This window comes from Rickettsia koreansis (genome assembly GCF_046532895.1).
Classification (GTDB): Bacteria; Pseudomonadota; Alphaproteobacteria; order Rickettsiales; family Rickettsiaceae; genus Rickettsia; species Rickettsia rickettsii.
This window is the reverse complement of the sequence record NZ_WHLZ01000002.1, coordinates 137,430-162,641: the sequence shown is the minus strand read 5'-3', so window position 1 is coordinate 162,641 and position 25,212 is coordinate 137,430. Positions and strand designations below refer to the sequence as shown.

Here is a 25,212-nt window from a genome sequence, read left to right as displayed (position 1 = left end):
TGAAATATGAATAACTATTCCTTCAAAAACCTTATTAATTTTTGCTAAAAAATATCTTAAAATAGCAAATCAATTAGAAATTTTCACAGAACCTAATATTCTTTTAATAAAGGTTAGTAATGGCTGAGCCTATTATATTTACTCTTTTACTTGGAGATGAAGATCGGATATCAGAGAAAATAAACAAGCAGGAAACTCAAAATACACTGCCTATTATCCGGCTAGAAGTTAATAAAGCATCACATATACCCGATAAAGAACGTATTTTTTCGGAGATCTTACAAGAATCCCACAAAAAGGGCAAAACACCGATTTTTAATATTCAACTTAATAACAATAATATACAACCTATTTTTAAGGTACAAGATTTAATTAATTTACAAAATTTAAATATAAAAACTACTATTACTTTTGATCAATATAATTCATTACCCCAAAATTCTGAACTAGCAGTTTATTGGAAGCAAATTATGAAAAAAGTTGATCATGTTTTTTTTACAAATGAAGCAGATCAAAATTTATCTATAGCCGATGGTATAGTACCAAAAGATAAAGCCACTACAATTACGGATATAAGTTTAGTAACATCTGTTTTTAACAATCTTGCATATGATCGTAAAATTGATCAATTACTTTCCGGTACAATACCTGATAAAGAAAAGCTAGATAAAATAATAAAAAACGCTAAAAATCAAGGCGGTAGAGTGATTATAGAAACTTGGCCTCTTTCTGCAGACGAAGCAACAAATCTTATCACTGCTAAATTCGGTATTACCTCTGAAGATCAAATTTACGGATTGAAACTCGAAATTAATGAAATCTTAAAAGATTCAAATAATGCTGCTGGAAACTTAAAAAAATATGTATCACAAATATCTAGGCAATTTCAAAAAGATTTAGGTAAAACTGAGGTAAATCCTATTGACTTTAATTTTAATACAAAGAAAGTTATGAATTATAGACCTAAGGATATACAAGTAGAACAAACAACATCATATGAACCTCCAAAAGCAAACCAACCACAACCGCAAGGTTTTTTTAAAAGAATTTTTAACTATTTTAAAGATATCATAACTAGTTTTAAAGAAGCAATATTCGGCAAAAAAGAAGAACCTAAAACTCACGAATCAACAACTCCAACTACGGAAGCAAAGCCGACAATAACAGAAGAACCACTAACCACTGTTGCATCTTCTATAAATCCACCACAACAGCAAGCTCCCGCTAATAATCAAAAACCATGGGAAAAATTAGGAATTCCACAGGAAATGTATAAGGAATCTCTAAAAGCAGAACAACAATTAGCCAAACCAGTAATAGAGCCAAAACAGCAGATACCTGAAAAAAAATCATCACTGGTTATAAATACTGAAGATCAAGTTGGTGTTTATAATACAGGAAATATAAAACAACCTACTTATTTATACACTGAAGATGATATAAAAAATATATTGGAAGCAAATATAGATAAGAATATGTACTCTATATTTCATCATGCCTCTTTAGAAGAGCCGGAAATACTAAAAGATACTCTTCGTGTTACAGTAGAGGGTTTAATATTAGATAATAAGCCTGCAATTATACCACTAAATACAGGACATGAGCATTGGTTACTCTTAATGGCTAGTAAAGATGATAAAGGTAATATAAACTTTATGTATAATGATCCCTATGGTGAGCCATTGGAATCTCGACCAAAAGTAACAGAATATATTACCGAAATTTATCCCGATGCAAAAATAACAGACCTAAATACCAAGCAACAAGAAAATGTATATGATTGCGGAGTTTTCGTATGCGATAGTGCGATAAAACTCTCTAAAGGGCAAAAAATTCTAACTACTGAAGAATCTAAAGACCAAGGTATAAATTTAAGGAAAACTCAAGCTAATACATTATTAATACAGCAACAAGCAATAGCGATTGGACACAAATCACGCAAGACATCATCTACAAATAACAAATTGCACAATCTTATTAACAGCCGAAAAACAAAAGATACTGAAAGGAGTCGTTGATAACAAAAAAACATTAGGCAAAATCTATAATTACTAATATAATTATTTATAGTTAATTTATATTTTCACAAGGAATGACTACCATACTTGTGATCGTTATTATAATAATGATCGCCTTATCTGCTTTATTTGCCGCTACCGAAACTGCTATTACCGCTTCTTCCCCAGGGAAGATTCATAAGCTTAAAATCGCCGGTAATAAGCGTGCTAAAACAGTTTTAGAGGTTCTTAAGAAAAAAGAAAAGGTCATAGGAACTTTATTAATAGGTAATAGTTTAATCAATACTGTTTGTACCACTATTGCTACTACTCTCTTTATTAGCTTTCTTGGAGATAATGGACCCATTGTTGCTTCCGGCGTTATGGCTTTTATAATTATTGTTTTTGCCGAAGTAGTACCGAAAGCAATAGCCGTTGCTAAACCTGAACAATTAGCATTAAAAATGGCTTCAACTATCGTAATATTTTTAAAGCTTTTCAAACCTATTAATATTGCTCTTGATTACATTACAAAAATATTTTGCTTCATATTTCGTATTAATTTAAATCCTCAAATATCAGGAACGGAAGAAGTAAGAGGCGTGATTGAGCATTACCATCAAGAAGGCGGAGTTTATAAATCTGATCGTAATATGCTCGGCGGGATATTAGATATACGTAATATGACGGTATCGGAAATTATGACTCACAGAAGTAGTATTATAGCCCTTAATATCGACCTACCTCATGAAGTGATAATTAAAACTTTATTATCGGGTGCTCATACACGTATACCTTTATGGCAAGATAATAGAGATAATATAATAGGAATTCTCAATCTAAAAGATTTGCTTAAAGCATTATACGAAAATAATAATGATGCAAAAAAAGTGGATATTAATAAACTTCTAACCCCACCTTGGTTTATCCCTGAGAATGCACTTGTAGTAGACCAGCTACATGCATTTAGAGAACGTAATAATCATTTTGCTTGTGTTGTAGATGAGTATGGTACTCTACTAGGTATTATTACTCTTGAAGATGTTATAGAAGAAATAGTAGGACCCATTACTGATGAACATGATAGACTTAATAATGAAATTATCAAGAAGTCTAATACCGAGTTCATTATAAAAGGAACTACGACTATTAGAGATATTAACCGAGAACTTGATTGGAATTTATCGGATGAAGATGCAAACACTATAGCAGGATTAATAATCCATAAAATTGCTAGAATTCCAAATCAAGGGGAAATAATTGAAATATTTAATTTAAAGGTAATTATTTTAAAGAAAATTGCCAATAAGATTGATAGCGTAAAAATTACCGTATTACCTACTACCGAGGAAACAATAAGCAGTGAGTAAAATCGGTAATTTTTTACTGCTAACAACGATGTGCTTGTCGGTTATCAGTTTGTCTTTTGTCTTTTATGTCATTCCTGCGAAAGCGGGAATCCATAAAAAATCTCTATTTTGTAGACTGGATTCCCGCTTTCGCGGGAATGACCACTACCTCATTACTTGCCCCTTCTACATAGCTGCCTCATGTACTATACTTGCCTTTTTTACCCTAGTCTATGCTTTTATTATCTCTGACTTTTCACTACAAAATGTTTTCTTAAATTCCAGTACTTTAAAACCTTTAATATATAAAATAGCCGGTAGTTGGTCGAGCCACGAAGGCTCAATGTTATTATGGTTTTGTTTATTACAAATCGTTAGTTGCTGTTATATATTTTTACTTGAAGATAACCGTCTTAAATTTTTATCTATTATTATTCTATCAGCCATACAATTATTTTTTAGCAGCTTTATTTACTTTACCTCCAATCCTTTTAACGTGTTTTCTTTCGTTCCTAAAGAAGGGTTAGGCTTAAACCCGATGCTACAAGATATTGCTTTGAGCATCCATCCTCCTCTACTTTATTTAGGCTATGTTAGCTATGTAGTACCGTTTACTATTGTTTGTGCCTCTATGTCATTCTCATACCCACTTATGTCATTCCCGTGGAAGCGGGAATCCATTAATGACAGAAGACTTCTCAAAACATTTTCCAATATCGGTATCTTATTTACTACCATAGGAATTAGCCTTGGTTCTTGGTGGGCATATAGAGAACTCGGCTGGGGCGGATTTTGGTTTTTTGATCCGGTAGAAAATATTTCACTATTTCCTTGGTTATCCGGAATTATGCTCCATCATTCTATAATTGTAACAACAAAAACCGGACGTATGCAAAACTGGACAGTAATTTTATCCATCATTACTTTTTTATTAGTAATATTTAGTGCTTTTTTAGTACGTTCCGGTTTTATTACCTCAATTCACTCTTTTGCATTCTCACCTGAGAGAGGAATATACTTGCTTGGAATATTTTTGATTATGGGGATTGGTAGTATTGGGTTGTATACCATCACATCATTGCGAGGAAATGCATTAGCATTGACTAAGCAATCTCAGGAAACTAACCGAGATTGCCACAGCCACTTTCGTGGCTTCGCAATGACGAATTGTGGAAACTCCATACTCCTCGGTAATATATTCCTCCTTCTTAGCCTTATTGTGCTAATAGCTGCCACACTTTATCCGACAATTTACTCTTTATTCGACGATAAATCTATTATTATTAGTGAAACATTTTTTGTTAATAATTTTATTATATTCGTTATCCCTATTCTTGGTACCATAGGATTATTTACTACCAGAAGCTCTATTAAAAAACATATTATCATTCTAATATTATCTCTAATAATTACTTATTTAATATCATTAAAAGTAACATTTAGTGTTATATCGATTTTAACTATAATCGCATCTATATTTCTTATGCTTCATAATATTCATTATCTTTTGGTTAAAACTAATTATTGTAGAAATAGACTTAAAGCAAGTAACGCTAGTATGATCCTTGGGCATTTTGGTTTTGCACTAATTAGTTTTAGTATTACTATGAATACATTATTACAAAGTGAAATGGATTTTACCGGCAGAGTAGGAATAAGTAAAACATTTAACGAATTTAAAGTAACATTACAAAATATTAAGTTTGCTCAAGGTAAAAATTATTATAGACAAATTGCTGAATTTTGGCTTGAGGATAATAGCCGTAATATAACTATATTAAAGCCGGAAAATAGGCTTTATATAGTTGAAAAGAGTTTATCACAAGAAAGTGATATATACTCTTGCTTATCATATGATCTTTACGCAGTTTTAAGTAATATAGACGGCGATATAATCCATGCTAAAATATATTACAAACCAACGATGAGCTTTATTTGGCTTGGAATTATTCTTACCGCTTCCGGTTTTTTTATTGCACTAATCAGAAAAAATTCTAGCTAATTTGAACCATCACATTTAAGGTTTAAAATTTTTATACTATTCGGATGATCAGCTCCGAATTGTTCTATCTGATTATTACGGAATTTTTCATACCAAAATTTCTTAGGTAAAGTACAACTAGCTTTAGCGGCTGCAAAATACATATTACTTATTTCATACACATTTTTCATATTTTCTTTATAGTTATTCCAATATATATTTTCAGCAATAGCATAAGTATCTACCGCCTCCTCATTTTGATTAAGTAACACTAGTGTATCCCCTTCAGCAACAAACGTTTTTGCCAACTCTATATCCGGTGATATAATAATCTCTTTGTTAGGTCTAGTTGGATCATTAAGAAAAATTGCTTTAGCTTTTTTATTCTAGAGCTTCGGTAACATCACCTAAACCTAGTTTTGCTCGTGATTTTTGGGTAAAAATTCGTCCAAATACTTGATTTTCCTCTTTTTTACTTGACTTATTCATATCATATACTTCTTCTAATAAAGAAAGAGCTTCCTGATGTTTCTTAAGATTATTTAATACATCTAATTTAATGAGATATGAACCGGTAAGAAATAAATCTTGAGGTTTCATCCCGTTTTCGGTACAAGCATTTATAGTATCGTCAATTCTTCTTAATGCTTCATAATTTTTACCTTGGATATTAAATAATTTAGCTTTTGCATAATATATAGTTGCTATGTCAGTTTGATCTACTAGATTTTGATTGAACATATCTTCCATCATTTGGATATTTTTTTCTGCTTCTTCTAGATTTCCTAGCTGAATATTGGATATAGCCGAACCGAAAACTACATTACATTTTATGGAATCATATCCTTTCACTTCATCAAATACCTGCTTAGCTTTCGTATCATATTCAATTGCTTTTTTAGGATCTGACCAAGTTCTATAATACCACCCTATGCGTCCTAAATATGCAGCATAAGCAAATTTTTCTTCATTATTCATTGTCCATAATTTAAATTTACCTTTTTGATCGTTTTTATCAAACCAATTTACTAATTTTTTTGAGTTATATAAATCGGAAGAATTAGCATATTGTATTAATAAATTTATAACTCTAAAATTTTATATATTGATATATCGTATTTTTCTGCATTTTTTGTAATTAATCCGGTATAGTTTTAGCATTTCTAAAAATACGCCCCTTTACTAAACTTTTAGGTATAGAATTTAAAAGATTAGTAACACTCGTTTAAGATATTCTTTATTTCCTTTATCTCCATTTATTTGTAATATTTTTTTAGCTATAACATCATGCATTTTAAATATCGGATTAACTTCATTAGGTTCAATATTAGAGATCAAAGCAAATTTAGAAAACTGATAAATATCATCATCTAGACTATGCTTATCTTTAGTAATAGAATTTGATAATTCTTTTGAAAAACTTTGATTATTAAACAATGCTATCCCATCTAGTAATCTCTTGGCACTAGGCTTTAATTCATTGCTAACAAGTTTTATATTTAGCTCAATTTTATCCTTAGAGGCTTTTATCTTTTTCTTGTATTGCTCTAAGTTTAAACCTTGTATTTGATTTAATATTTGTGCTCCTTGAACTATGAGAATCGGATAACCTCCAAATGCTTGAGTCAAAAAATTTATTAATTCCGGATTTCCAATATATTTTTTTGCAAGTAATACAGCTTCCGGCTTAGTGAAAGCGTTTGCTTTGATTATGTTAGATAATAATTCATCGTCTTGGGAACAAAATATAATATTACCGTTATACTCCCAATTAATAAAATCCTCTATTTTCTTATTCTCGCCTATTTTTAAATTATCAAGCACCAATAACCATTTATCTTTACTTGCTAGATAAACCATTAAATCTTTCTTCATCACTGCCATATCTTCTGAAATCACCGGTGATTTTACCTCGGTATTAATAGTTTTAGATAATTTGAGTAATTGCTGCTCTATATTTAGATTACAATCAATCAACCAAATTATGTTATAGTTATCTTTATTTTCATAAGCGTACATTCTAGCAAGCTGCGTTTTACCCATACCGCTTACCCCTACTACACTAGATTGCTTATATTTATTAAGATTTTCTTTTAGTTTTTCCAATTGGGATACATGATTTATAAAATAGCTAACCGGTACAATTAAATTGGATATTTGACTTTGAGCAAATATACTTCCGCTTATTAGAAGCATAATAATCACTTAAGTTTGTAAAATTAAAAGCTCGATTTATCTCGCTTTTTTCTGGATCCCAGCCTACGCGGGGATGACATATAGTAGGTTTTGAGCCATGCAACAAGGCATGTAGGCAGGAAGAAAGAACAAACAAAGCCCCCTTTTTTCAAAGAGGGCTTTTTTCTTGAGGAACTTATAAACTTGCTAATCGGGAGCGATTAGAAGTTTACACGGACTTTTAGAGTACCTTGATGTGCAGTATATTTACTTGCAATCTGAGCATCGTAACCGATTCCGTACTCCATCTTAGCATCAGATCTTATACTTGCACTTAAACCTAAATTATAAGATGTTTTAGCGGTTCTGTCAGGCTGGCTGATATACGGAGTAACTTGTCCGTCTAATACAGACTGAGTTTTAGATAATCTACCGGTTACTTTGTGAACCACAAAAGCATGAACTTCCGGATATACCGCAAGATCAGTTATGTTCATAGTACCGCCGGCTACTTTAGCACCTACTATTAAATCGGTTCTATCGCTAAACTTGCTGTTAACTTGCTTGTTTGCAACTTTTGTACCGGTTTCTTTGTAGTTTTCGTCAGAAGACTTTAAGTAGCTAAGTCCTGCCATTGGAGTTACTAACACACCTTGCATTGCATTGTAATCATAACCGACTGTTAAGTTACCACCGAATGTCATGTTATCGTAATTACCGGCAGCAATTTGCTTGCTCATATTACCGTTAGCATCGGAGAAGTAACGCTGACTTTTGTTCTTCACTTGGTTTAAGCTAAATATTGCACTACCTTGAGCAAAGAAGTTCTTAACAAGCTGCTGGGCACCATATAGAGAGAATGAGAAACCGTTAACGTCGGTTTTATCACCTTTCTTATAATCTTGGTGTTTTATATCAGTTTTAGTGATACCAATAGCAGCACCGATCATTAAGTTATCGTTAGCTAGCGTATCTAAACCGATTACAATACCGGTGGTTTTAGCTTTATAACCAGCTAAACCACCTTTCTTACTTTGATGTGCATCAGTATAGAAAGGTTTTGCCCATATACCGTAAGCTACATTATCAACAGCCTCGTCACCTGCAGCAACCGCAGCCGGTATTGCTTCCGCTTCAGATCCAACCATTTCAGGAGTACCTAAATATCTAAGAGCACCTAATCTGTTACCAAGTTGAGCTTGGATATCTTTAGCTACATCTAATTGTGCATTAGTTATGGCCGCACTTGTATCGGTAACGATAGTTCCGACAAAATTAGCAGAATCAGCACTATTTTTAGCTAAAAGAAGATTATTATATGCTGCAGTATTAGTTGCATTTACAAATGTTGTAACGTTCTGACCTACACCCGGTGCACCTCCAAACGGACTATTTGCGATATCATTAGTAACTACGTTTTCTGCATTGTTAGTACGCGTTATTACATAATCTTGGTTAGCAGCACGTATTAAACTGTAATTTACGAAACGATTACTGCCGGTTACAGCAAAGTTAGGACCTCCTAAAGTACCGTTAAATCTAGCACCACCTTGGATTAAAGTATAAGTTTGTGTACCACTGAAATTTGCATTGGCATTATCTTGTACATTAATGGTTGTAGTTCCTGTAGTTGTTGCATTAACTTGCGCACCTTCCGCGATAACGATGTGACCTATATTACCTTTTGCTAATGTTAAAGTAGTTTCAATAGAAGTATTATTTCCCCATGTTGAAGTACCACCTGCAAATGTTAAAGTATTTGTAAGAAGATCGATTTTACCGTTAATAGCAGTAGTACCGCCGCCTAAAATTACATTAGAATTTACAATACCTAAATTATAAGTACCAAAGTCTATGACTTGTGAATAAATATTTCCTTGTAATCCTGCACCATTATTACTACCTGTAAATCTAACAGAAGCTACAGGAGTATCTGAATCACCTATATTACCGACTAATGCATTACCTAAATAAGTTACAGTACCGTTATTAGCTTTAGTAGTAACAATCATACTTGTAGAATTAGAAAATATACCGTCAGCAAATCTTACATTAGCGTTACCGTTAACACTTCCAAGAGTAATTTTACCGCCAAAATCTGTTCCGGCTATACCGCCTGTAGTAACAGTTACACCATCATTAATTGTTGTGTTAGTTGCAATAATATTACCTAAGTTGTTATAGTCTGTAGTAAACGTTACTTGCTTGAACTGTGAAGCGCCAATACCTGTGCCTAAGCCATAAACTGTACCAGGGGTATTAGGAACACCACCGCTAAGTGTGACAGTACCTTGATTATTGTTTATAGTACTGATACCTGCATATAATGTAGTAGCATTAACGATTATGCCGTTATCGCTTCCAAGACCTAGACCTACGATATTATTTGGATCACCGATTACTTGACCGTCAGCGATGACACTATCAACACCTAAAACAATCACGCTAGGAACATTAAAACCTTTAGCTGTTTCATTACCCACGGTACTTGTAATTGTTAAAGGAATTGCGTTGCCTGCATCATTGAATGAAATGCCGTTAGGTAAGAATAAAACTGCACCTAAACTTGAATTTTCAAAAGCAATCGTATCAGTCACGGCACCATGATAATTACCTGCATTACCTATCTCATTAACCACTACGTTACCGGGACCAGAAACCGTTATTTGTTTTAAAGCATCAACAGGTACAGCTTGTTTGTTTAATGTTACGTTAATAGGACCGGTATTAACAAATTCTACTATACCGGTACCATCGGCAGATGCAACAAAGTCTGCAGTATAGTTACCACTAATTTGTAAGGTAGAATTAGCTGCAATTGTAGTGTTACCGTTAAATGTTGCATTACCTAAGAACTTAACAGTAGTACCGTTATCTAATGCTACAGTATTAAACTTATTACCTTGCTGTCCACCGACTGTACCGCTTACTATATTTTTTCCACCGGCATTAAAGACAAAAGAACCTACGTTAGCATCGGTAGTAGTAATATTAGTAGCATATAAATTTACACCTTCACCAACATTTAATACAGTATCAGCATGAGCCCCTTTAGATCCAAAATTAATTTCTGCAAGTGGATTTGCAGCACTACCTAAATTTGTACCGGCTGCAAGAGTTGTATTATTATTTACAACAGGATTAAATATTATTTTACCTTGACCGGCAGCATTTGTAGTTCTTGTGATTAAATAATTATTATGAGCGAATTGTACTGAACCGTTATTTCCAATAACTAACTCGTTAATAGCAACATTACGGCCATTTAAAGCTGTTTTACTTGAGCCAATATTAAATTGTCCAAGAGTTTTATTATTAGCTCCAATAGTACCGATTGTACCGCTAATAGTTAAAGTTTGAGCATTTGTTAGGCTACTCGCATCAACAACGCCTGTTTGATCAGTAGCTATAGCTAAATCACAATCAACTACAATATTATTTTGCGTGCTTGTTAATTTAATAGTACCACCGTTAGCTTGGAAATCAATCGTTCCACCGTTAGCACCGATAATATTTGCTCCACCAAGTGTTAATGTTTTTGTAGCATCGTTAGCTAAAGTAATGCCTTGTAACGCAGCACCACCGCCACCGTTCCCTATATCGCCGGTAATTGTAGCACTACCGTCTAAGGTAATAGCACCGGCTGCAAGAACACCGCCGACAAGAGCAGTTTGGTTAACTTTACCGTTTATAACTGTACCATCAGCAAGTTTAAAGACAGAACCGGCATTTCCTAAACGTAACTCGGCAGTATGGGTTCCTGATAATTGGACAACTCCAACACCTGATGCTTCAATTGCTGTAATATTATTTGTCACCGCAACATTTGCATCTGCACTAGCACTTGCTAAAGTACCGTTAGCATCAAAAGTTATCACACCGGCAGTGTTACCGGGATTGCTAGCATCACCTGTAAAATTACCGGTAAGGGTCATAGCATTAGGAACTGTAATCTGTGCTGCAAGATTACCGAAATCAGTAGTACCAAAGTTTGAGTTTTGGGTTATTGCAACTTTAGAAGCTGCTGTTTTAAAGGCAGTAGTACCGTCTATACCAACGTCAACTATGTGTCTAAAATTTACTTGTCCATTTGCATTAGCACTTTGTATAACCATGTCTTTAGCATAAACTTGTCCATCGATTGTTGCTACCTTACCATTATCTACACTAACAACAAATCCTGCAGCTCTACCTGCACCATTATTAGTACCTATTACTGCATTAGCAGGGCCGGCATTAGCTATAAGTTGACCGTCTACTGCAACAGTGTTCAATTCGATAATACCTTTTAGATTACCGCCTAAACTCCCTGTAACGTTAAAGTCGGTAGCAGCACCATTCTTACTTAATAATACTAATCTACCCGTACCGTCTGTGCCATTAAAATTAATAGTAGTACCACCTGCTTGTAAATTTAAAGCATTAGCATTAGTAGCATTAGTATTGAACATGAAACCTTGACCGTCACCGATATTAATTGCCTTAACAGTAGCAAAACTTTTATCTGAAACTTGAATAAATCCATTAGTAACATTTAATGTACCGTTAGCACCATTAGCTATTAAAGCATTACCTGCAAGTATAAGAGGAGCTTTTTGAGTTGTAGGATTTGCTAAATTAAATACTAATGTAGAAGCCGCAGCACCGAAGTCTATTGTTCCTACACCGCTAAGATCATTATTGGCAATAGCAGCACCACCATTAAATTGTGCAACAATATTTTGAGCATTGTGTGTAGCAGCAGCTTGTACATTAGTAATACCTTGACCTGTTATAGTAAGAGTTTTACCGGCATCAAGCGTAATGTTAAAGAAGTTAGCGTTATGAGCAACATTATTGATGAACCCTAAGGTAGTATCTTCACTCACTGTCACTGCTAAATGGTTTGCATTATTTAAAAACAAACCGTTAAAACTACCGGCTGGAGTATTGAAATTAATACCATTATTAACATTAGCAGTAATAACTGCATTTAGAGCAACTGCAACATTTGCAAGATTGACAGTTTGGTCAAATCCCGCACCATCAACAGTTGTAGCAACTCCGTTTGTTGTTCTATTCTGCTGTATAGCAGCACCCATAGCTGAACCTGCAAAACTGGCTACTATGGTAGCTGTAGAAGCAGTTACCAACCCTGCGGAAATTAATTTTTTTAGAAAATTTGGTTTTTGAGCCATAATTTTTGTCCTATATTTAAGTTAAAATTTAGTACCTAGTATTAAAACAAACTTACCAAACGTGAGTCAAGATATCCCACATTTGATAAGGAAATAACCTAATATTTTGTTTCAATAGTCTCTAAACTATGAGCTGAGCATACTATATATTGTATATAATTACAAGCATCGCTATAGTTTTTTTATAAAGTTTTAATAAATGTTATATTTTTACCACATTGGCATTATTCCTTATCAGGATCATCCCGTGGCTTGACCGCGGGATCCAAAAAAAATAACTTAATAAGTATACATTTTTGATTTTTTTAGATGGATACCGCTACAAGCTTGCAGTATGACACCAAGAATTGGATCCCGTGGTCAAGTCACGGGATGACATATTTTCGTCTCACGGGATGACGAACTCATGATTCCCCTAATCTTTGTTAAATATTAGCACTTCAGCAGTATTTGCCCATTTTAGCATTTCGTCGTATTTAGTATGCCAAATACGCATAATTTCTTTTTCATATTCTACAATTTGCTCTTCTAATCCTTCAAATTGTTTCACCATTTGACGTGCTTTAGAAAATATCGTGTCATTAGTAACGTCAAAAACTTTTTTCAAATGACGGTCTTGTTCTTCTTTATAATTTAAATGAGCTGCTCTACCAAGCTCGGCATCTTTATGCATATTTTCACTTCTTATCTGTATTTCAAAATTACGTTTAGAGTGTAAAAGCTGCATTATATTATGAAGAGACTGATAGCCGTTGCTTTTTGGTCTATTGATATAATCTTTGGTGTATAACCAATCTAAATGCGGAGAACTCTTAACTACGTCCAAAGCATTATAGCATAGAGCTTTAGATTTAACTATAATCCTACATGCAATTAAGTCTTTCAATGCATTAATCGGCACTTTTTTCCTTGTCATCTTTTTTAAAACAGAATAAGGTTCTTTAAGACGCATATATATCTCATTTTCTATATCTGCTTTATTTAAATCTTCTTTAAGCAGATTATAATATCACAAATCAAATCCCCTCCTGCTATCTAAAATTCTCTATATCTCTATTCTTAGTAAATATTACCTACAGCTTTTAGAACTTAAATCCACAAGACTGTTCATAACACTATTCAAGTAATTTATAAAATTAATTCTTTAACTAAAAATTAAAAAACAGATTAATAGTAAAAATAAATTTTTTCAATATAATTATTTAATTAATTTTAACTTAGATTAATTGGATAAGTTCCTTAATAGCCATTTTACGGCTAAATACCTGCCGTTGTGCAGTTCCGTTGTCATCCCGTGGCTTTATGACCACGGGATCTTACATCACAGACTATGTCCTAAGATACCGCGGTCGAACCGCGGTATGACATTAAATGAATAATAGCATTAAGCAATAAACAAGTCAGAAAATTTATCTATAGAACTTTCCGAAACACTACATAGAACTTCAGACATTTTGTTAAATTCTCCGGTACATTCAAGCACTATATCTACGCCTGCATCTAAAACTTCTTTGGTCATATCTGCCATACTACCGCTTAAAGCTTTCATATCTATTGCATCGGAAATAATAAGCCCTTTAAAGCCGATATTATTTTTAATATAGTCTATCACTTTTTTTGATAGGGTGGCAGGATTCTCAGGATCAAGAGCTTTATAAATTATATGTGCCGTCATAGCAAGTTTAATATTATAGTGCTTCGCGAGCTCCTTAAATACTTTAAAGTCTGTTTTTGCTAACTCTTCTATATCAGCATCGACAATAGGTAATTTTTTATGGCTATCCACCGTAGCTCTACCATGGCCCGGAATATGTTTTATACAAGCCCCAACTTTCTCTTCTTGTAATCCGTCTATAGCAGCTAAACATAAAGGCACGACTACTTCCGGCTCCCCGCCGAAACTTCTATCGCCGACTATCTTGTCTGCTCCTTCGTGGATCAAATCCGCTACCGGTGCAAAATCTAGATTAATTCCTACTTCTCTCAACTCTTTCGCAATATCACTATAATTTTGTTTACATGCTTGGGGATCAGTAAAAGTTTGAGCAGCCGGAGCGTCATAAAAAGTCGGTGCTATGAGCCTTTGTACCCTACCGCCTTCTTGATCTATAGAGATGATAGTATTTTCCCCTAATACTTCTTTTATATCTGCAATAAGCTTAATAAGGGCTTCTTTAGCCTGCGCACCGTTATCATTCTTTCTAATATTACGACGGAATAAAATTACACCTAAAGGATGATGCTCTTCAAATAATTCTCTTTCGGCATCGGTTAATTCAGGACCAGATATACCTATAATTACTGGCTTTACCATTTGTCTTATTGTCATAATATGTTTCTTTCTTTTCTTTAAAACGTGATATGACAAGTACTATACGCACGTCATCGAGGAATCGGCAAGAATTTTTTTATTTGAAGAGACAAATTATGGAAATTGGTAAGTAATATATCGATTCTAGAGGTAGAAAGAGATGTAATATCTTTATTTAAAGATTTTTGGAGTAGATCAATATCATTAGCAGTATAATATTTTCTATTATTTATTTTATAATTATATAAATCAGGGCTTTTTGTCTCTAGATATCTTAATTGATGTAAAGCAATATTTAAATGCTTAATTACTTCACTAGCAGAATAATATTTTTTTGTTAGCTTAAAATTGTTTGTCATATACTCCGAATACAGATTTTGTTGCATGGCTCGTTTTATGTCATTCCCGCGTAGGCGGGAGTCCCAAAAAATAACCTTACTTAATATTGATACACATTATTGACAAAATAAACCTAAAAGAACAAGTTTTTTATAGGTTTTACTGGATTCCCGCTTTCGCGGGAATGACATAAAAAGCATTTTCCGATACATGCAACAAGCCAACAAATTATAACGAAGTTCATCGAGTAGATTCATTAATTAAAGCTTTTAATTTAGAAGAAGGGACAAAACGTAAATTCTTTTTTGATTCTATAATTACCGGTGCTTTGATATGAAAATTTATTCCGGGACGTGGATTTTTTTGTTTAACCTCAAAGCTACCAAAATTCTTTAAAGTTAATTTTTGCTCTTTTGCTATTTCTAAAATATTAGAAAAAACCGTATGAACTATTTCCTCACATAAATTATTTGAAAAACCCAATTTAGAGCTTAACATAGCTGCAATTTTTTCTTTGGTAATAGTCATAAATAATACCGGTTTTTAATGGTATATTGTCCGCAGTCATTGCGAGGAGAAACTATAAGTTTCGACGAAGCAATCTCAGGAGTTGATCCTACTTTATGAGATTGCCGCGTCGATGCTACACATCTCCTCGCAATGACGTTAAAAAATTACGACTTTGCTTTTTCTTTATCGTTATTATATTCGTTAATATTTTTATTTAGCTCTTCTAATTTATCCACTAGGTGCTGACGTATTTTTTCTTGCTTCTTGCTGCCTGCTTTTTTATAATCTTCCATTTTTGCTTTTACAGCATCTATAGATTTTTGCAGTTCTTCACCTTTTTTATCTTTCTGATCTTTCAAATTCTTTTTTATCTCTGCAACGCTTTGGGCGATCTGATAATAAGTATTGCTTAAGGTCTGATTAAATTTATCGGCTTCCATTTGTGCTAGGTTTGTTAAATTGTCTTTTAATTCCTGTAAGTTTTCGGTAATTGTTTTTGTATTGCTTGTAGCTACTTCTTCAGTTTGCACTTCATTTGCTTTTGTGTCATCCTTGGTAGGCAAATCTGCAAAAATACTAGGTGTTAATAATAAAGTAGCGGTAGCACCGAATGTTATTAAAATTTTTTTCATTATATTCTCCAATTATTTATGTTTATTATTATATTGTTCAACTTTCTTACTTAAATCATCAAGTTTTTTTACAAGAGTTTGTCTATATCCTTCCACTTTATCATCTTTAATTTTCTGATAATCCTGTAACTCTTTCGTTAAATTTTTATATTGCGCTTTTACAGTTTCTAAAGAATGGTCTTTACTATCCTTAGCATATTCCTCTAAATCATTAATTTTGACGGATAATTTATCCTCTACTTCATGACATTTTTTATTAAAATCGACAGCAATAATTTTAGCAGAGTCCTTAAGATTTTTATGTAATTCTTCAAGTGCTACACTTATAGTTCTTATAAAACCTCTTTATTGAAATAGTTAATAAAAATTAAACTTAAGTATTATATACCGGCATCATAAACAATATAATTATAAAAAGCAATTTTAAAAAGTACATATTGAATATATAGTTATTGTATAAAATAAATTTGAGGGTGTTATGACATTAGAACTAGGAAAAAAAGTTCCTGATTTATCTTTACACATAGGTCAAGATAACGTAATTAAACTATCGGATTTAAAAGGAAAATTCGTAATATTATATTTTTATCCAAAAGACGATACACCTGGATGTACTATTGAAGCACAAGACTTTAACAAGCTAAAACCGGAATTCGATAAACTTAATACGGTAATTATCGGAGTATCCAAAGATACGCTTGACTCTCATGATAAATTTAAAGAAAAATATAGTTTAGGATTTGATTTAGCCTCTGATGCAAATTCAAATTTATGCGAACAATTAGGGGTATGGATAGAAAAATCAATGTTCGGTAAAAAATATATGGGTATTGATAGAGCTACGTTTTTACTTGATAAGGAAGGCATAGTTAAGCATATTTGGCGGTCGGTAAATGCTAAAAATCACGCTCAAGAAGTACTTGAGAAATTACGGACTATGCTTTCTTAAAATGTCATACCGTGGCTCATCTTTTTGTCATTGCAAGGAAATTGCATAACAATTGACGAAGCAATCTCAGGATATTTGACGAGATTGCCACGCAGCCTACGGCTGCTCGCAATGACGTTTCATTTCTTCCATCTATTGTGAAACCAAAACCATTGAGAAGGATTTTGCTTAACCCATTCTCCTAGCATTTGATTAATATTAAGCATAATATTATAGCAATCGGCTTTATTATCACCGGTTTGCTCAAACTTTAATTGCGGGTGAACTATTACTTTAAAATAACTGCCTTTAGTTCTAATGATTTGGCAAGGTATAATTGGATATTTATACTGCAAAGCAATTTTAGCGATGGCGCTTGCAGTCATAGCAGGATGCCCCAAAAAAGGCACTTCAATTCCATCGTTCATTTTTTGATCAACAAGCATAACAATAGATTCACTCTCCTTGATAGCCCTGACTAAAGCTCTGCTACCTTCAGGACCTTTCGGTATAAGTCTTAATTTATCACCGGCACGACTTTCATTAACCAACTTGTTAACATACGGGTTATTTGCTTTACGATAAATTACGGCAACTTTCGGATAAAATTTATGAAGAATCTTAATACTAATATCCCAATTGGCAAAGTGACCACTAAATAATAAAAAAGGTTGTCCTTCAAGTTTTTTAATATTTTCTATGCCGATTATTGCGATTCTACGCTCTAACTCGGCTTCATCCATCTTGCTAACATATGTAAATTCACCGATAAACCTACCGAAATTATCCCAAGTTTGATCTATGATTTTTTCAACATCACACATATCGCCGAATACTACTTTAATATTTCGTCTAGCAATTTTATTAACAGCAAATAATATACCGACTTTTCTTGCTATAAAACTACAAATATCCGCTGCTTTATCTACACCGAATATTCCTATTACTTTCAAGAATATAACAACGATAAAATACTCAATTAAATATCTAAATCTAAGCTTTTTTAAAAATTTTTTCATTTAATAAATCAGGATGGTTTATAGATAATTCTACATCTAGACAGACAATATTATTATTTAAATCATTAAACTTAACATGATCTTTTCTTGTAGTAACTAAGGTAGCATTATGCTCTTTAGCTAATGAATATAAATTTTCTAAATCTGCTTGTAAATAATTATAATGATCAGGAAAAATTTTGTAACCGGTTATATTTAATCCGTAATTTTTTAAAGTCGCAAAGAAACGCTCAGGATTACCGATACCGCTAAAAGCAAAATAATTTTTAGTTTTATCTATATTATTTGAAGGAACTATTTGAGCATTTATTAACTTATTGACATAAGGAGTTAAAATATTCGGTATTTTATCTTGGTGGCTACTGACTAAAAAAATTAAATCAGCTGCATCAAGGGCTTTATTTGGATATTGTCTTAAAGGACCGGCAGGAATTAGAAAACCGTTGCCGAAAAGCCTTTGGCTATCTACTGAGACTATAGTAAAGTCTTTATGAAAATAAGGATTTTGTAGGAAATCATCAACTATTATTATATCAGGTTTAAGCTCGTTAATTAACGGCACAATCTCTTTAATATTTTTAGTAGCAATAACTGCTCCGTACTCTGCAAGTATTACCCCCTCATCTCCTACCTCTAATGCTGTATGTCCTTGATGTATGGTAGTTGCACTTTTAAGGTTACTACCATAAGCCTTAGTTACTATTACAAAACTTACATTTCTAGCTTTTAGTAATTTGGCTAGATACATTACTATCTGCGTCTTACCCGTACCGCCTACGCTACAATTACCGACACAAATAACTTTAGCAGGCAACATAATAGGACGTGCTAAATTAGCTCGTAAATAGCCTAAAAATTGATATATCAAGCTTATAGGCAAAAGCAAATAAGCTATAATATTTCGCTTCTGCCAAAATTCAGGATATAAAAGTTTGATCATAGTTTAACATTTACGGTAGTTAAAAATAAAGTCAAACGGATTAATTGCTTTATTATCTAACAGAATTTCAAAATGCAAATGTTCACCCGTTGCATTACCAGTGCTTCCTTGTATACCGATAAATTGACCACGCTTAATTTTATTTCCTTCCTTGACTGACATTTCTTTTAAATGAGCATATTTCGTAACAAATTTGCGTCCATGTTTAATCTCAACAAAATTCCCGTAATCAGGTGCTCTAGCGGCTTTTATAACAATTCCGCTTGCTGCTGCATATATCGGTGCTGCTTTTTTAGCTTGTAAATCAATACCGCTATGGAAACATTTCTTTTTTCTTTTCTTTTTATGAGGACTTGTCCTAGTTCCGTAATGGCTAGTAATTTTCGGCTCATATTCCGGCATCATAAGCGGTATTGTACTAATTATTTTATCAAGCTTGGTTAATTCTGAGATATTATTCCTATGAGTTTGTTTTTTTGCAAAATAGCTAGCTTCCGGTTTAGAGAGAAACATATATTTTGAATTTAGTTTTGTTACAACTGCCTTTATATCAGCTATTTTTATTTCGGCTGCTTTATTAAATTCTGCCGGGTTTTTATTATGTAATTTGTGTAAAAAAATCTTATTTTGTTTAGGGTTATTAATTATTAGACCTAAGTTTTTTGCATATATACATTTGCTATTTTTGTTTGTTAAATCATACTGTACTACTAAATCCGCATGACTGATTTTATATTTTTGCTTTAATTGAGATGAAGTAGTAGCAAGTAACGTAGTATCACTAGATTTTTTAATACTGCTACAACCTTGAACAAGAAAAACTATAAACAGTAAAAAGATATATTTTTTAAAAGACATTAAAGATAAATGTATGTAAATTTCAAATTAAGAGTACCACTTAAATATTCTGTTAATTTCTCTAATTCTCCTCTAATATTTGGAGGGTTAATTAACATTAACCCACACTTTACCATATTTTTATTACTATTTAAAAGCTCATATTCAATAATCATAGTTTCTTTAAATCCGATATTTTTGTAATTATGGTAAAAATCACGGACTAAAGATAAATCTTTTATAGGATACCAAATTAAGACAGTATTATTAAGAACTCGTAACTTAATTTTTTTAAGTGCTTCAAGTAATTTTTGAAACTCATTTTTTACTTCAAAAGGCGGATCAAGAAAAATTAATCCTCTATTCTCTTTAAATGGTAGCAAAGCTTTGATAGCATTATAAGCATCCATATTATGCGTATCATTTGGTAATAATTTTTTTAAACTTAAATAATCGCTTGGATGAAGTTCGCAGGCAATTAAGCGATCATTTGGTCTTAATAATTGTTTAATTATAAAAGGTGAACCTGGGTAGTGACTTTTGCCTGCTATATTTATTATATTTAAAAAAGTTTGTAAGAGCTGAGAAATAGGATCGGTAGCTTGCAGTAATTTATTAATTCCCGTATCGCTTTCTAGAGTTTTAGAAGCCGCCTCCGAGTTTAAATTGTAAAGACCTAGACCAGCAAAAGCATCTAAAACCGCAAAAGGTTTTTCTTTTTTCTTGAACTGTTCTAAAATATTAATTAGGACTAAATGTTTGACTATATCGGCAAAATTGCCTGCATGATAAATATGACGATAGTTCATTTTAAATTAATCATAAATTTCACTTCTATGAGTAACTCGCGCGCATTGCTCTATGTCATTCCCGCGAAAGCGGGAATGACATAGAGCATATACTTTATAAACCATATTTCTTTTTTAAGAATTCCGTTGCTTCTGCTGAAGTAAGTAATTTATTATTATTGCTTCTTGCTAAAGCAGTTTCTGCATCTTCTCTATCTTCTTTTAGTTCACGTAAATAATTTTAATGGCTTCTCGTATTAGTTTAGATTTAGGCATCTCGTTTAATTTAACTACAGTAATTATATATTATATCATAGTATAATTTACTGTGCAATCTTTCGTAAAAGCAGTGTAGATTAATACTATAGCCTTTAATTAGATATTCTTTAAGTAAGTTAGTAGCCCATTTTCTGAAAGCGATCCCTCTCTTAGAATTTACCCTATATCCTACTGATATTATCATATCTAAATTATAGTATTCTACTTGGTATGTTTTACCATCAGCGGTAGTATGTGCAAAATTTGCACATACTATATTGTCTAGTTTTCTTTCTTTTAGAATTTTATTAATATGTTTTTTAATAACTGTTCTATCTTTGTCAAAAAGTTTAGCATTGCCTAGAAAAAGTTGTTTTATAGTGTAGTTTAGCTTTCCTATGTTATTCCCGCTTTCGCGGCAATGACATCGAGTTTTTTATTTACTATCATTTAGTTAGCACTGCCTTGCTTTAAACATTTTTTATAAGCGTAAGCCATTCTTCTTCATCAATAATTTTAATATTAAGCTCTTTAGCTTTTTTAAGTTTACTGCCTGCATCAACGCCGGCTACCACTAAATCCGTGTTCGATGATACGCCAACTGCAACTTTAGCCCCAAGCTTCTCAGCCGTTGCTTTAGCTTCCGCTCTAGATATCGTCGGTAAACTACCGGTAAATACGACTATCTTGTCCGTTAAACTACTCTGTTCTCTAGTCTCTTTATAATCTTCAATACTTAATATTTCACCAAGTTTTTTGATAAGCTCAATATTTTCTTTAACATCAAAAAAATCAATAATATCTACTAAAATCTTATCACCGATTCCTTCTAAATTGTTTAGTTTTTGATAAATATCAGGCTCATTTGTTCTAAGCAATTCCATTTGAGCTATAAAATTATTATAGCTGCCAAATTCTCTAGCAAGTAATTTAGCATTTTGTTCACCGATATGCCTTATGCCTAATGCATATATAAATCTTGGCAAACTAACGTTTTTTGATTTTTCTATATTTTTAAAAAGATTTTCTACTGATTTTTTACCCCATCCATCCATATTTTCAAGTTTTGCTAAGCTAGAGTCATTTTTTTCTTTTAAAAAGAAAATATCTAAAGGATTACTAATCAATCCCTTATCTATTAAAAACTCAACTTGCTTACGCCCAAGCCCCTTAATATCCATAGCATTTTTCGATACAAAATGACGGATACGCTCATAATTCTGAGCAGGGCAGTTAAGGCCATTATCACAGCGTATAATAATATCTTCAGGCGTATAATGCAACCTAGAATTGCATGATAGACAAAATAAAGGAGTATCAAACGTTGCTGTATCATTAGGACGTTTATCAAAATCAACTCCCATGATTTTAGGAATAACGTCACCAGCACGTTGCAGGAATACATAATCCTTAATCCGCAAATCTTTTCGTGCAATTTCTTGGAAATTATGTAATGTTGCTCTGCTAACAGTTACCCCACCTATTTCTATGGGTTCAAGTTCGGCTACCGGCGTTAACGTACCAGTTCTACCGACCTGTACAGTAATAGAAAGTAACTTTGTTTGTCCTATTATTGCAGGAAATTTATGAGCGGTAGCAAAGCGTGGACTTCGTGCAATAAAGCCCATTCTATTTTGCAGTGCAAAATCATTTAGCTTATATACTACTCCATCAATTTCATAAGGTAAATTTTCTCTGCTTGTTTTGAGATATTCGTAAAAGGCGAAAATTTCTTCTTCAGAACTCGCAAGTTTAGATATTTCATTAATGTTAAAGCCGCATTCTTTTAATTTTGTAAGTAATTGATCTTGTGAAGAAGCGATATTCTGTTCAGTTACCCCTCCTGAATATACAAAATATTTGAGTGGTCTTTTAGCCGTAATAGAAGCATCAAGCTGACGAAGTGATCCGGCAGCAGCATTACGAGGATTGGCAAATTTATCCTTGCCCTGCTCTTCTTGTTCTTTATTTAGATTTAAAAAATCTTGTTTTTCAATATAAATTTCCCCTCGTACTTCTAAAAACTCCGGAACATTATCTATTTTATGAGGAAAATTTTTGATTGTTTTAATATTTGCTGTTATATCTTCACCGACATATCCGTCACCTCTTGTAGCTCCCGTTGTAAACACCCCGTTTTTATAAACAGCAGAAAAAGACAAACCATCTATTTTAGGTTCACAAAAGATAGGAGCAAACTCATTAAGGCGTAAGAAATTTTTTATACGGTCTACAAAATCTCTCACATCTTGCTCATCAAAAACATTACTGAGAGATAGCATAGGCACTTGATGCGTAACTTTAGCAAATTTATTTGCTATTTTAGCCCCTACTTTTTTGCTAGGACTATTTTCTAAAATTAAATGAGGAAATTTTTGTTCTAACTTGAGATTGGTATTAAATAGCTGATCATACTCGCTATCAGAAACTAAAGGATTATCTTCTATATAATAAGCATGGTTATACGCTGCTATTTTATCAGCGAGTTCTTCTAGTAATTTTTGTGCTTCCTCTTCAGATATTAAATCAATATTTTGCATTAGTAGTTCATACTTTTATTTTAATTTACAATCAAATCCAATTCCTAAAATTTTTATTTTCTTCAAAATCGCTAATTGCTCGTTTTAGTCTTTCAGCATTGTTAGGACTTTTGAACAAGTATAGTTTCCTCCATATCATTATGATCTTCAAGCGACATAACCACCGGTTTTTGTTTTTGTCTAGTTACAATCACTGAAATGTGATCTGCACAAACTTTTTTCATAACATAACTTACTTAAGTACGTTTACATGTAATAAGGCATGTTTTATAACTAGTCACTTTAAGAATCAAAATCAAAATCTTTACCTAGTTTAATATATGCTCTAATACGGCTCATGAGATTTTGGAAATATGTTAAATTATGCCATGTCATTAGCATAGAGCCAAGTATTTCACCGATTCTAACTAAATGATGTAGATAAGCTTTACTATAGTTTCTACAAGCAGGACATAGGCAATCATGTTCTAGCGGCTTGTTATCATCAGCATATTTGCTATTGCGGATATTTACCGTACCGTATTTCGTAAAAGCCTGACCGTTGCGACCTGAGCGTGTCGGGATTACGCAGTCAAACATATCTATACCCCTGCTAACCGCACCTATAATATCAGCAGGCTTACCGACTCCCATTAAATAACGCGGTTTATTTTGCGGCAGAAAATCAGGAGCATAATCAAGTACTTTAAACATAAGCTCCTGCCCCTCACCTACTGCAAGTCCACCTATAGCATAACCCTCAAAATCAAGTTCTACTAGATCCTTAGCCGATTGCTCACGTAATTCTTCATAAACGCTACCTTGAATAATACCGAATTGTGCATAGCCTTCCCGCTTCACAAAAGCATTACGTGATCTATTCGCCCATCTAGTCGTAAGCTGCATAGAAGTTTTAGCTTCTTCAAAGGTTGCAGGGTAAGGCGTACATTCATCAAAAGCCATAGTGATTGTGCTACCGAGCAGATATTGTATTTCGGTAGAACGCTCAGGAGTTAACATATATTTATCGCCGTTAATATGAGAGCTGAAACTTACTCCCTCTTCGGTTATCTTGCGTAACTTCGATAGCGACATTACCTGAAAACCGCCAGAATCGGTTAATATCGGCTTATCCCAATTCATGAATTTATGTAAGCCACCAAGCTGTACTATACGTTCGGCAGTCGGCTGAAGCATTAAGTGGTAAGTATTGCCAAGCAATATATCCGCCCCCGTTTCTGCTACCGATTCAGGTAGCATTGCCTTAACCGTTCCTCTAGTTCCAACTGGCATAAAAGCGGGAGTACGCATCTCACCGTGTGCGGTTACGATAATACCGCTTCTAGCTTTTTTATGCTGATGATGAATATTAAAAGAAAATTTTGACACTGATAATCACTTATTTTTAAAAGCAATATCTTAGCATACTATAGTTTATCCTGGAATATAAAA

The 25,212-nt window shown here is 33.0% G+C and carries 19 protein-coding genes and 2 pseudogenes; 4 read left to right on the top strand and 17 right to left on the bottom strand.

Annotated features, from left to right (window positions below; all coding sequences use genetic code 11):
* Window positions 1-119 precede the first annotated feature (119 nt).
* The 3 genes from GCO76_RS06475 (at window position 120) to GCO76_RS06465 (ending at window position 5,348) form a co-directional block, all read left to right on the top strand.
* A complete protein-coding gene (locus tag GCO76_RS06475; protein ID WP_410956599.1) occupies window positions 120-2,018 on the top strand; it encodes a Ulp1 family isopeptidase in 1,899 nt (632 codons plus the stop codon).
* Window positions 2,019-2,092: 74 nt separating this feature from the next.
* A complete protein-coding gene (locus tag GCO76_RS06470) occupies window positions 2,093-3,367 on the top strand; it encodes an HlyC/CorC family transporter (RefSeq protein WP_103897567.1) in 1,275 nt (424 codons plus the stop codon).
* Window positions 3,360-5,348: a heme lyase CcmF/NrfE family subunit gene (locus GCO76_RS06465; protein WP_410956598.1), complete on the top strand. Its 1,989-nt coding sequence runs from the start codon at window positions 3,360-3,362 to the stop codon at window positions 5,346-5,348. Before GCO76_RS06470 ends, GCO76_RS06465 begins: the two co-directional genes overlap by 8 nt.
* Here GCO76_RS06465 and GCO76_RS06460 read toward each other — a convergent pair.
* The 9 genes and pseudogenes from GCO76_RS06460 to GCO76_RS06420 all read right to left on the bottom strand — a co-directional run bounded on the left by GCO76_RS06460 (window position 5,345) and on the right by GCO76_RS06420 (window position 16,471).
* On the bottom strand, window positions 5,345-5,635 hold the full coding sequence (locus tag GCO76_RS06460) for a hypothetical protein (protein ID WP_410956597.1): 291 nt from the start codon (window positions 5,633-5,635) through the stop codon (window positions 5,345-5,347). The genes GCO76_RS06465 and GCO76_RS06460 overlap by 4 nt on opposite strands.
* A 73-nt stretch (window positions 5,636-5,708) precedes the next feature.
* Complete coding sequence (locus tag GCO76_RS06455; protein WP_410956627.1) at window positions 5,709-6,305, bottom strand: tetratricopeptide repeat protein; 597 nt, start codon at window positions 6,303-6,305, stop codon at window positions 5,709-5,711.
* A 225-nt stretch (window positions 6,306-6,530) separates the two neighbouring features.
* Entirely contained in the window at window positions 6,531-7,523 is a 993-nt protein-coding gene (locus GCO76_RS06450; RefSeq protein ID WP_410956596.1) for an NB-ARC domain-containing protein, read from the bottom strand.
* Between the two features lie 200 nt (window positions 7,524-7,723).
* On the bottom strand, window positions 7,724-12,679 hold the full coding sequence (ompB, locus tag GCO76_RS06445; RefSeq protein WP_410956595.1) for an outer membrane protein OmpB: 4,956 nt from the start codon (window positions 12,677-12,679) through the stop codon (window positions 7,724-7,726).
* Between the two features lie 415 nt (window positions 12,680-13,094).
* Window positions 13,095-13,699: pseudogene (locus GCO76_RS06440) on the bottom strand (bifunctional (p)ppGpp synthetase/guanosine-3',5'-bis(diphosphate) 3'-pyrophosphohydrolase).
* 364 nt (window positions 13,700-14,063) lie between these two features.
* Window positions 14,064-15,008, bottom strand: a complete 945-nt coding sequence (gene nagZ / locus GCO76_RS06435; RefSeq protein WP_410956594.1) for a beta-N-acetylhexosaminidase — start codon at window positions 15,006-15,008, stop codon at window positions 14,064-14,066.
* Between the two features lie 42 nt (window positions 15,009-15,050).
* A pseudogene (locus tag GCO76_RS06430) lies at window positions 15,051-15,349 on the bottom strand (MerR family transcriptional regulator).
* A gap of 220 nt (window positions 15,350-15,569) precedes the next feature.
* Entirely contained in the window at window positions 15,570-15,857 is a 288-nt protein-coding gene (locus GCO76_RS06425; protein WP_410956593.1) for an HU family DNA-binding protein, read from the bottom strand.
* A gap of 146 nt (window positions 15,858-16,003) precedes the next feature.
* Window positions 16,004-16,471: a hypothetical protein gene (locus tag GCO76_RS06420; RefSeq protein ID WP_410956592.1), complete on the bottom strand. Its 468-nt coding sequence runs from the start codon at window positions 16,469-16,471 to the stop codon at window positions 16,004-16,006.
* A 478-nt stretch (window positions 16,472-16,949) separates the two neighbouring features.
* On the opposite strand from GCO76_RS06420, the gene bcp reads away from it, so the two are divergent.
* Window positions 16,950-17,420 carry a thioredoxin-dependent thiol peroxidase gene (bcp, locus tag GCO76_RS06415; RefSeq protein ID WP_410956591.1) on the top strand — a complete coding sequence of 157 codons (471 nt, stop codon included), beginning with the start codon at window positions 16,950-16,952 and terminating at the stop codon, window positions 17,418-17,420.
* Between the two features lie 119 nt (window positions 17,421-17,539).
* Here bcp and GCO76_RS06410 read toward each other — a convergent pair whose 3' ends face one another.
* The 8 genes from GCO76_RS06410 to tgt all read right to left on the bottom strand — a co-directional run bounded on the left by GCO76_RS06410 (window position 17,540) and on the right by tgt (window position 25,149).
* Entirely contained in the window at window positions 17,540-18,418 is an 879-nt protein-coding gene (locus GCO76_RS06410; RefSeq protein ID WP_410956590.1) for a lipid A biosynthesis lauroyl acyltransferase, read from the bottom strand.
* Window positions 18,393-19,358 (bottom strand): tetraacyldisaccharide 4'-kinase, encoded by a 966-nt coding sequence (gene lpxK / locus GCO76_RS06405; RefSeq protein ID WP_410956589.1) that lies wholly within the window; start codon window positions 19,356-19,358, stop codon window positions 18,393-18,395. The genes GCO76_RS06410 and lpxK overlap by 26 nt, the downstream gene beginning before the upstream one ends.
* A gap of 3 nt (window positions 19,359-19,361) precedes the next feature.
* A complete protein-coding gene (locus GCO76_RS06400; protein ID WP_410956588.1) occupies window positions 19,362-20,216 on the bottom strand; it encodes a M23 family metallopeptidase in 855 nt (284 codons plus the stop codon).
* On the bottom strand, window positions 20,216-21,004 hold the full coding sequence (gene rlmJ / locus GCO76_RS06395; RefSeq protein ID WP_410956587.1) for a 23S rRNA (adenine(2030)-N(6))-methyltransferase RlmJ: 789 nt from the start codon (window positions 21,002-21,004) through the stop codon (window positions 20,216-20,218). The genes GCO76_RS06400 and rlmJ overlap by 1 nt, the downstream gene beginning before the upstream one ends.
* Window positions 21,005-21,269: 265 nt before the next feature.
* A complete protein-coding gene (gene rhuM, locus GCO76_RS06390; RefSeq protein ID WP_121539703.1) occupies window positions 21,270-21,518 on the bottom strand; it encodes a RhuM family protein in 249 nt (82 codons plus the stop codon).
* A 193-nt stretch (window positions 21,519-21,711) separates the two neighbouring features.
* A complete protein-coding gene (gene ligA, locus GCO76_RS06385) occupies window positions 21,712-23,781 on the bottom strand; it encodes an NAD-dependent DNA ligase LigA (protein ID WP_410956586.1) in 2,070 nt (689 codons plus the stop codon).
* A 101-nt stretch (window positions 23,782-23,882) separates the two neighbouring features.
* Window positions 23,883-24,005: a hypothetical protein gene (locus GCO76_RS06380; RefSeq protein ID WP_410956585.1), complete on the bottom strand. Its 123-nt coding sequence runs from the start codon at window positions 24,003-24,005 to the stop codon at window positions 23,883-23,885.
* Window positions 24,006-24,063: 58 nt separating this feature from the next.
* On the bottom strand, window positions 24,064-25,149 hold the full coding sequence (gene tgt / locus GCO76_RS06375) for a tRNA guanosine(34) transglycosylase Tgt (RefSeq protein WP_103897558.1): 1,086 nt from the start codon (window positions 25,147-25,149) through the stop codon (window positions 24,064-24,066).
* Window positions 25,150-25,212 lie beyond the last annotated feature (63 nt).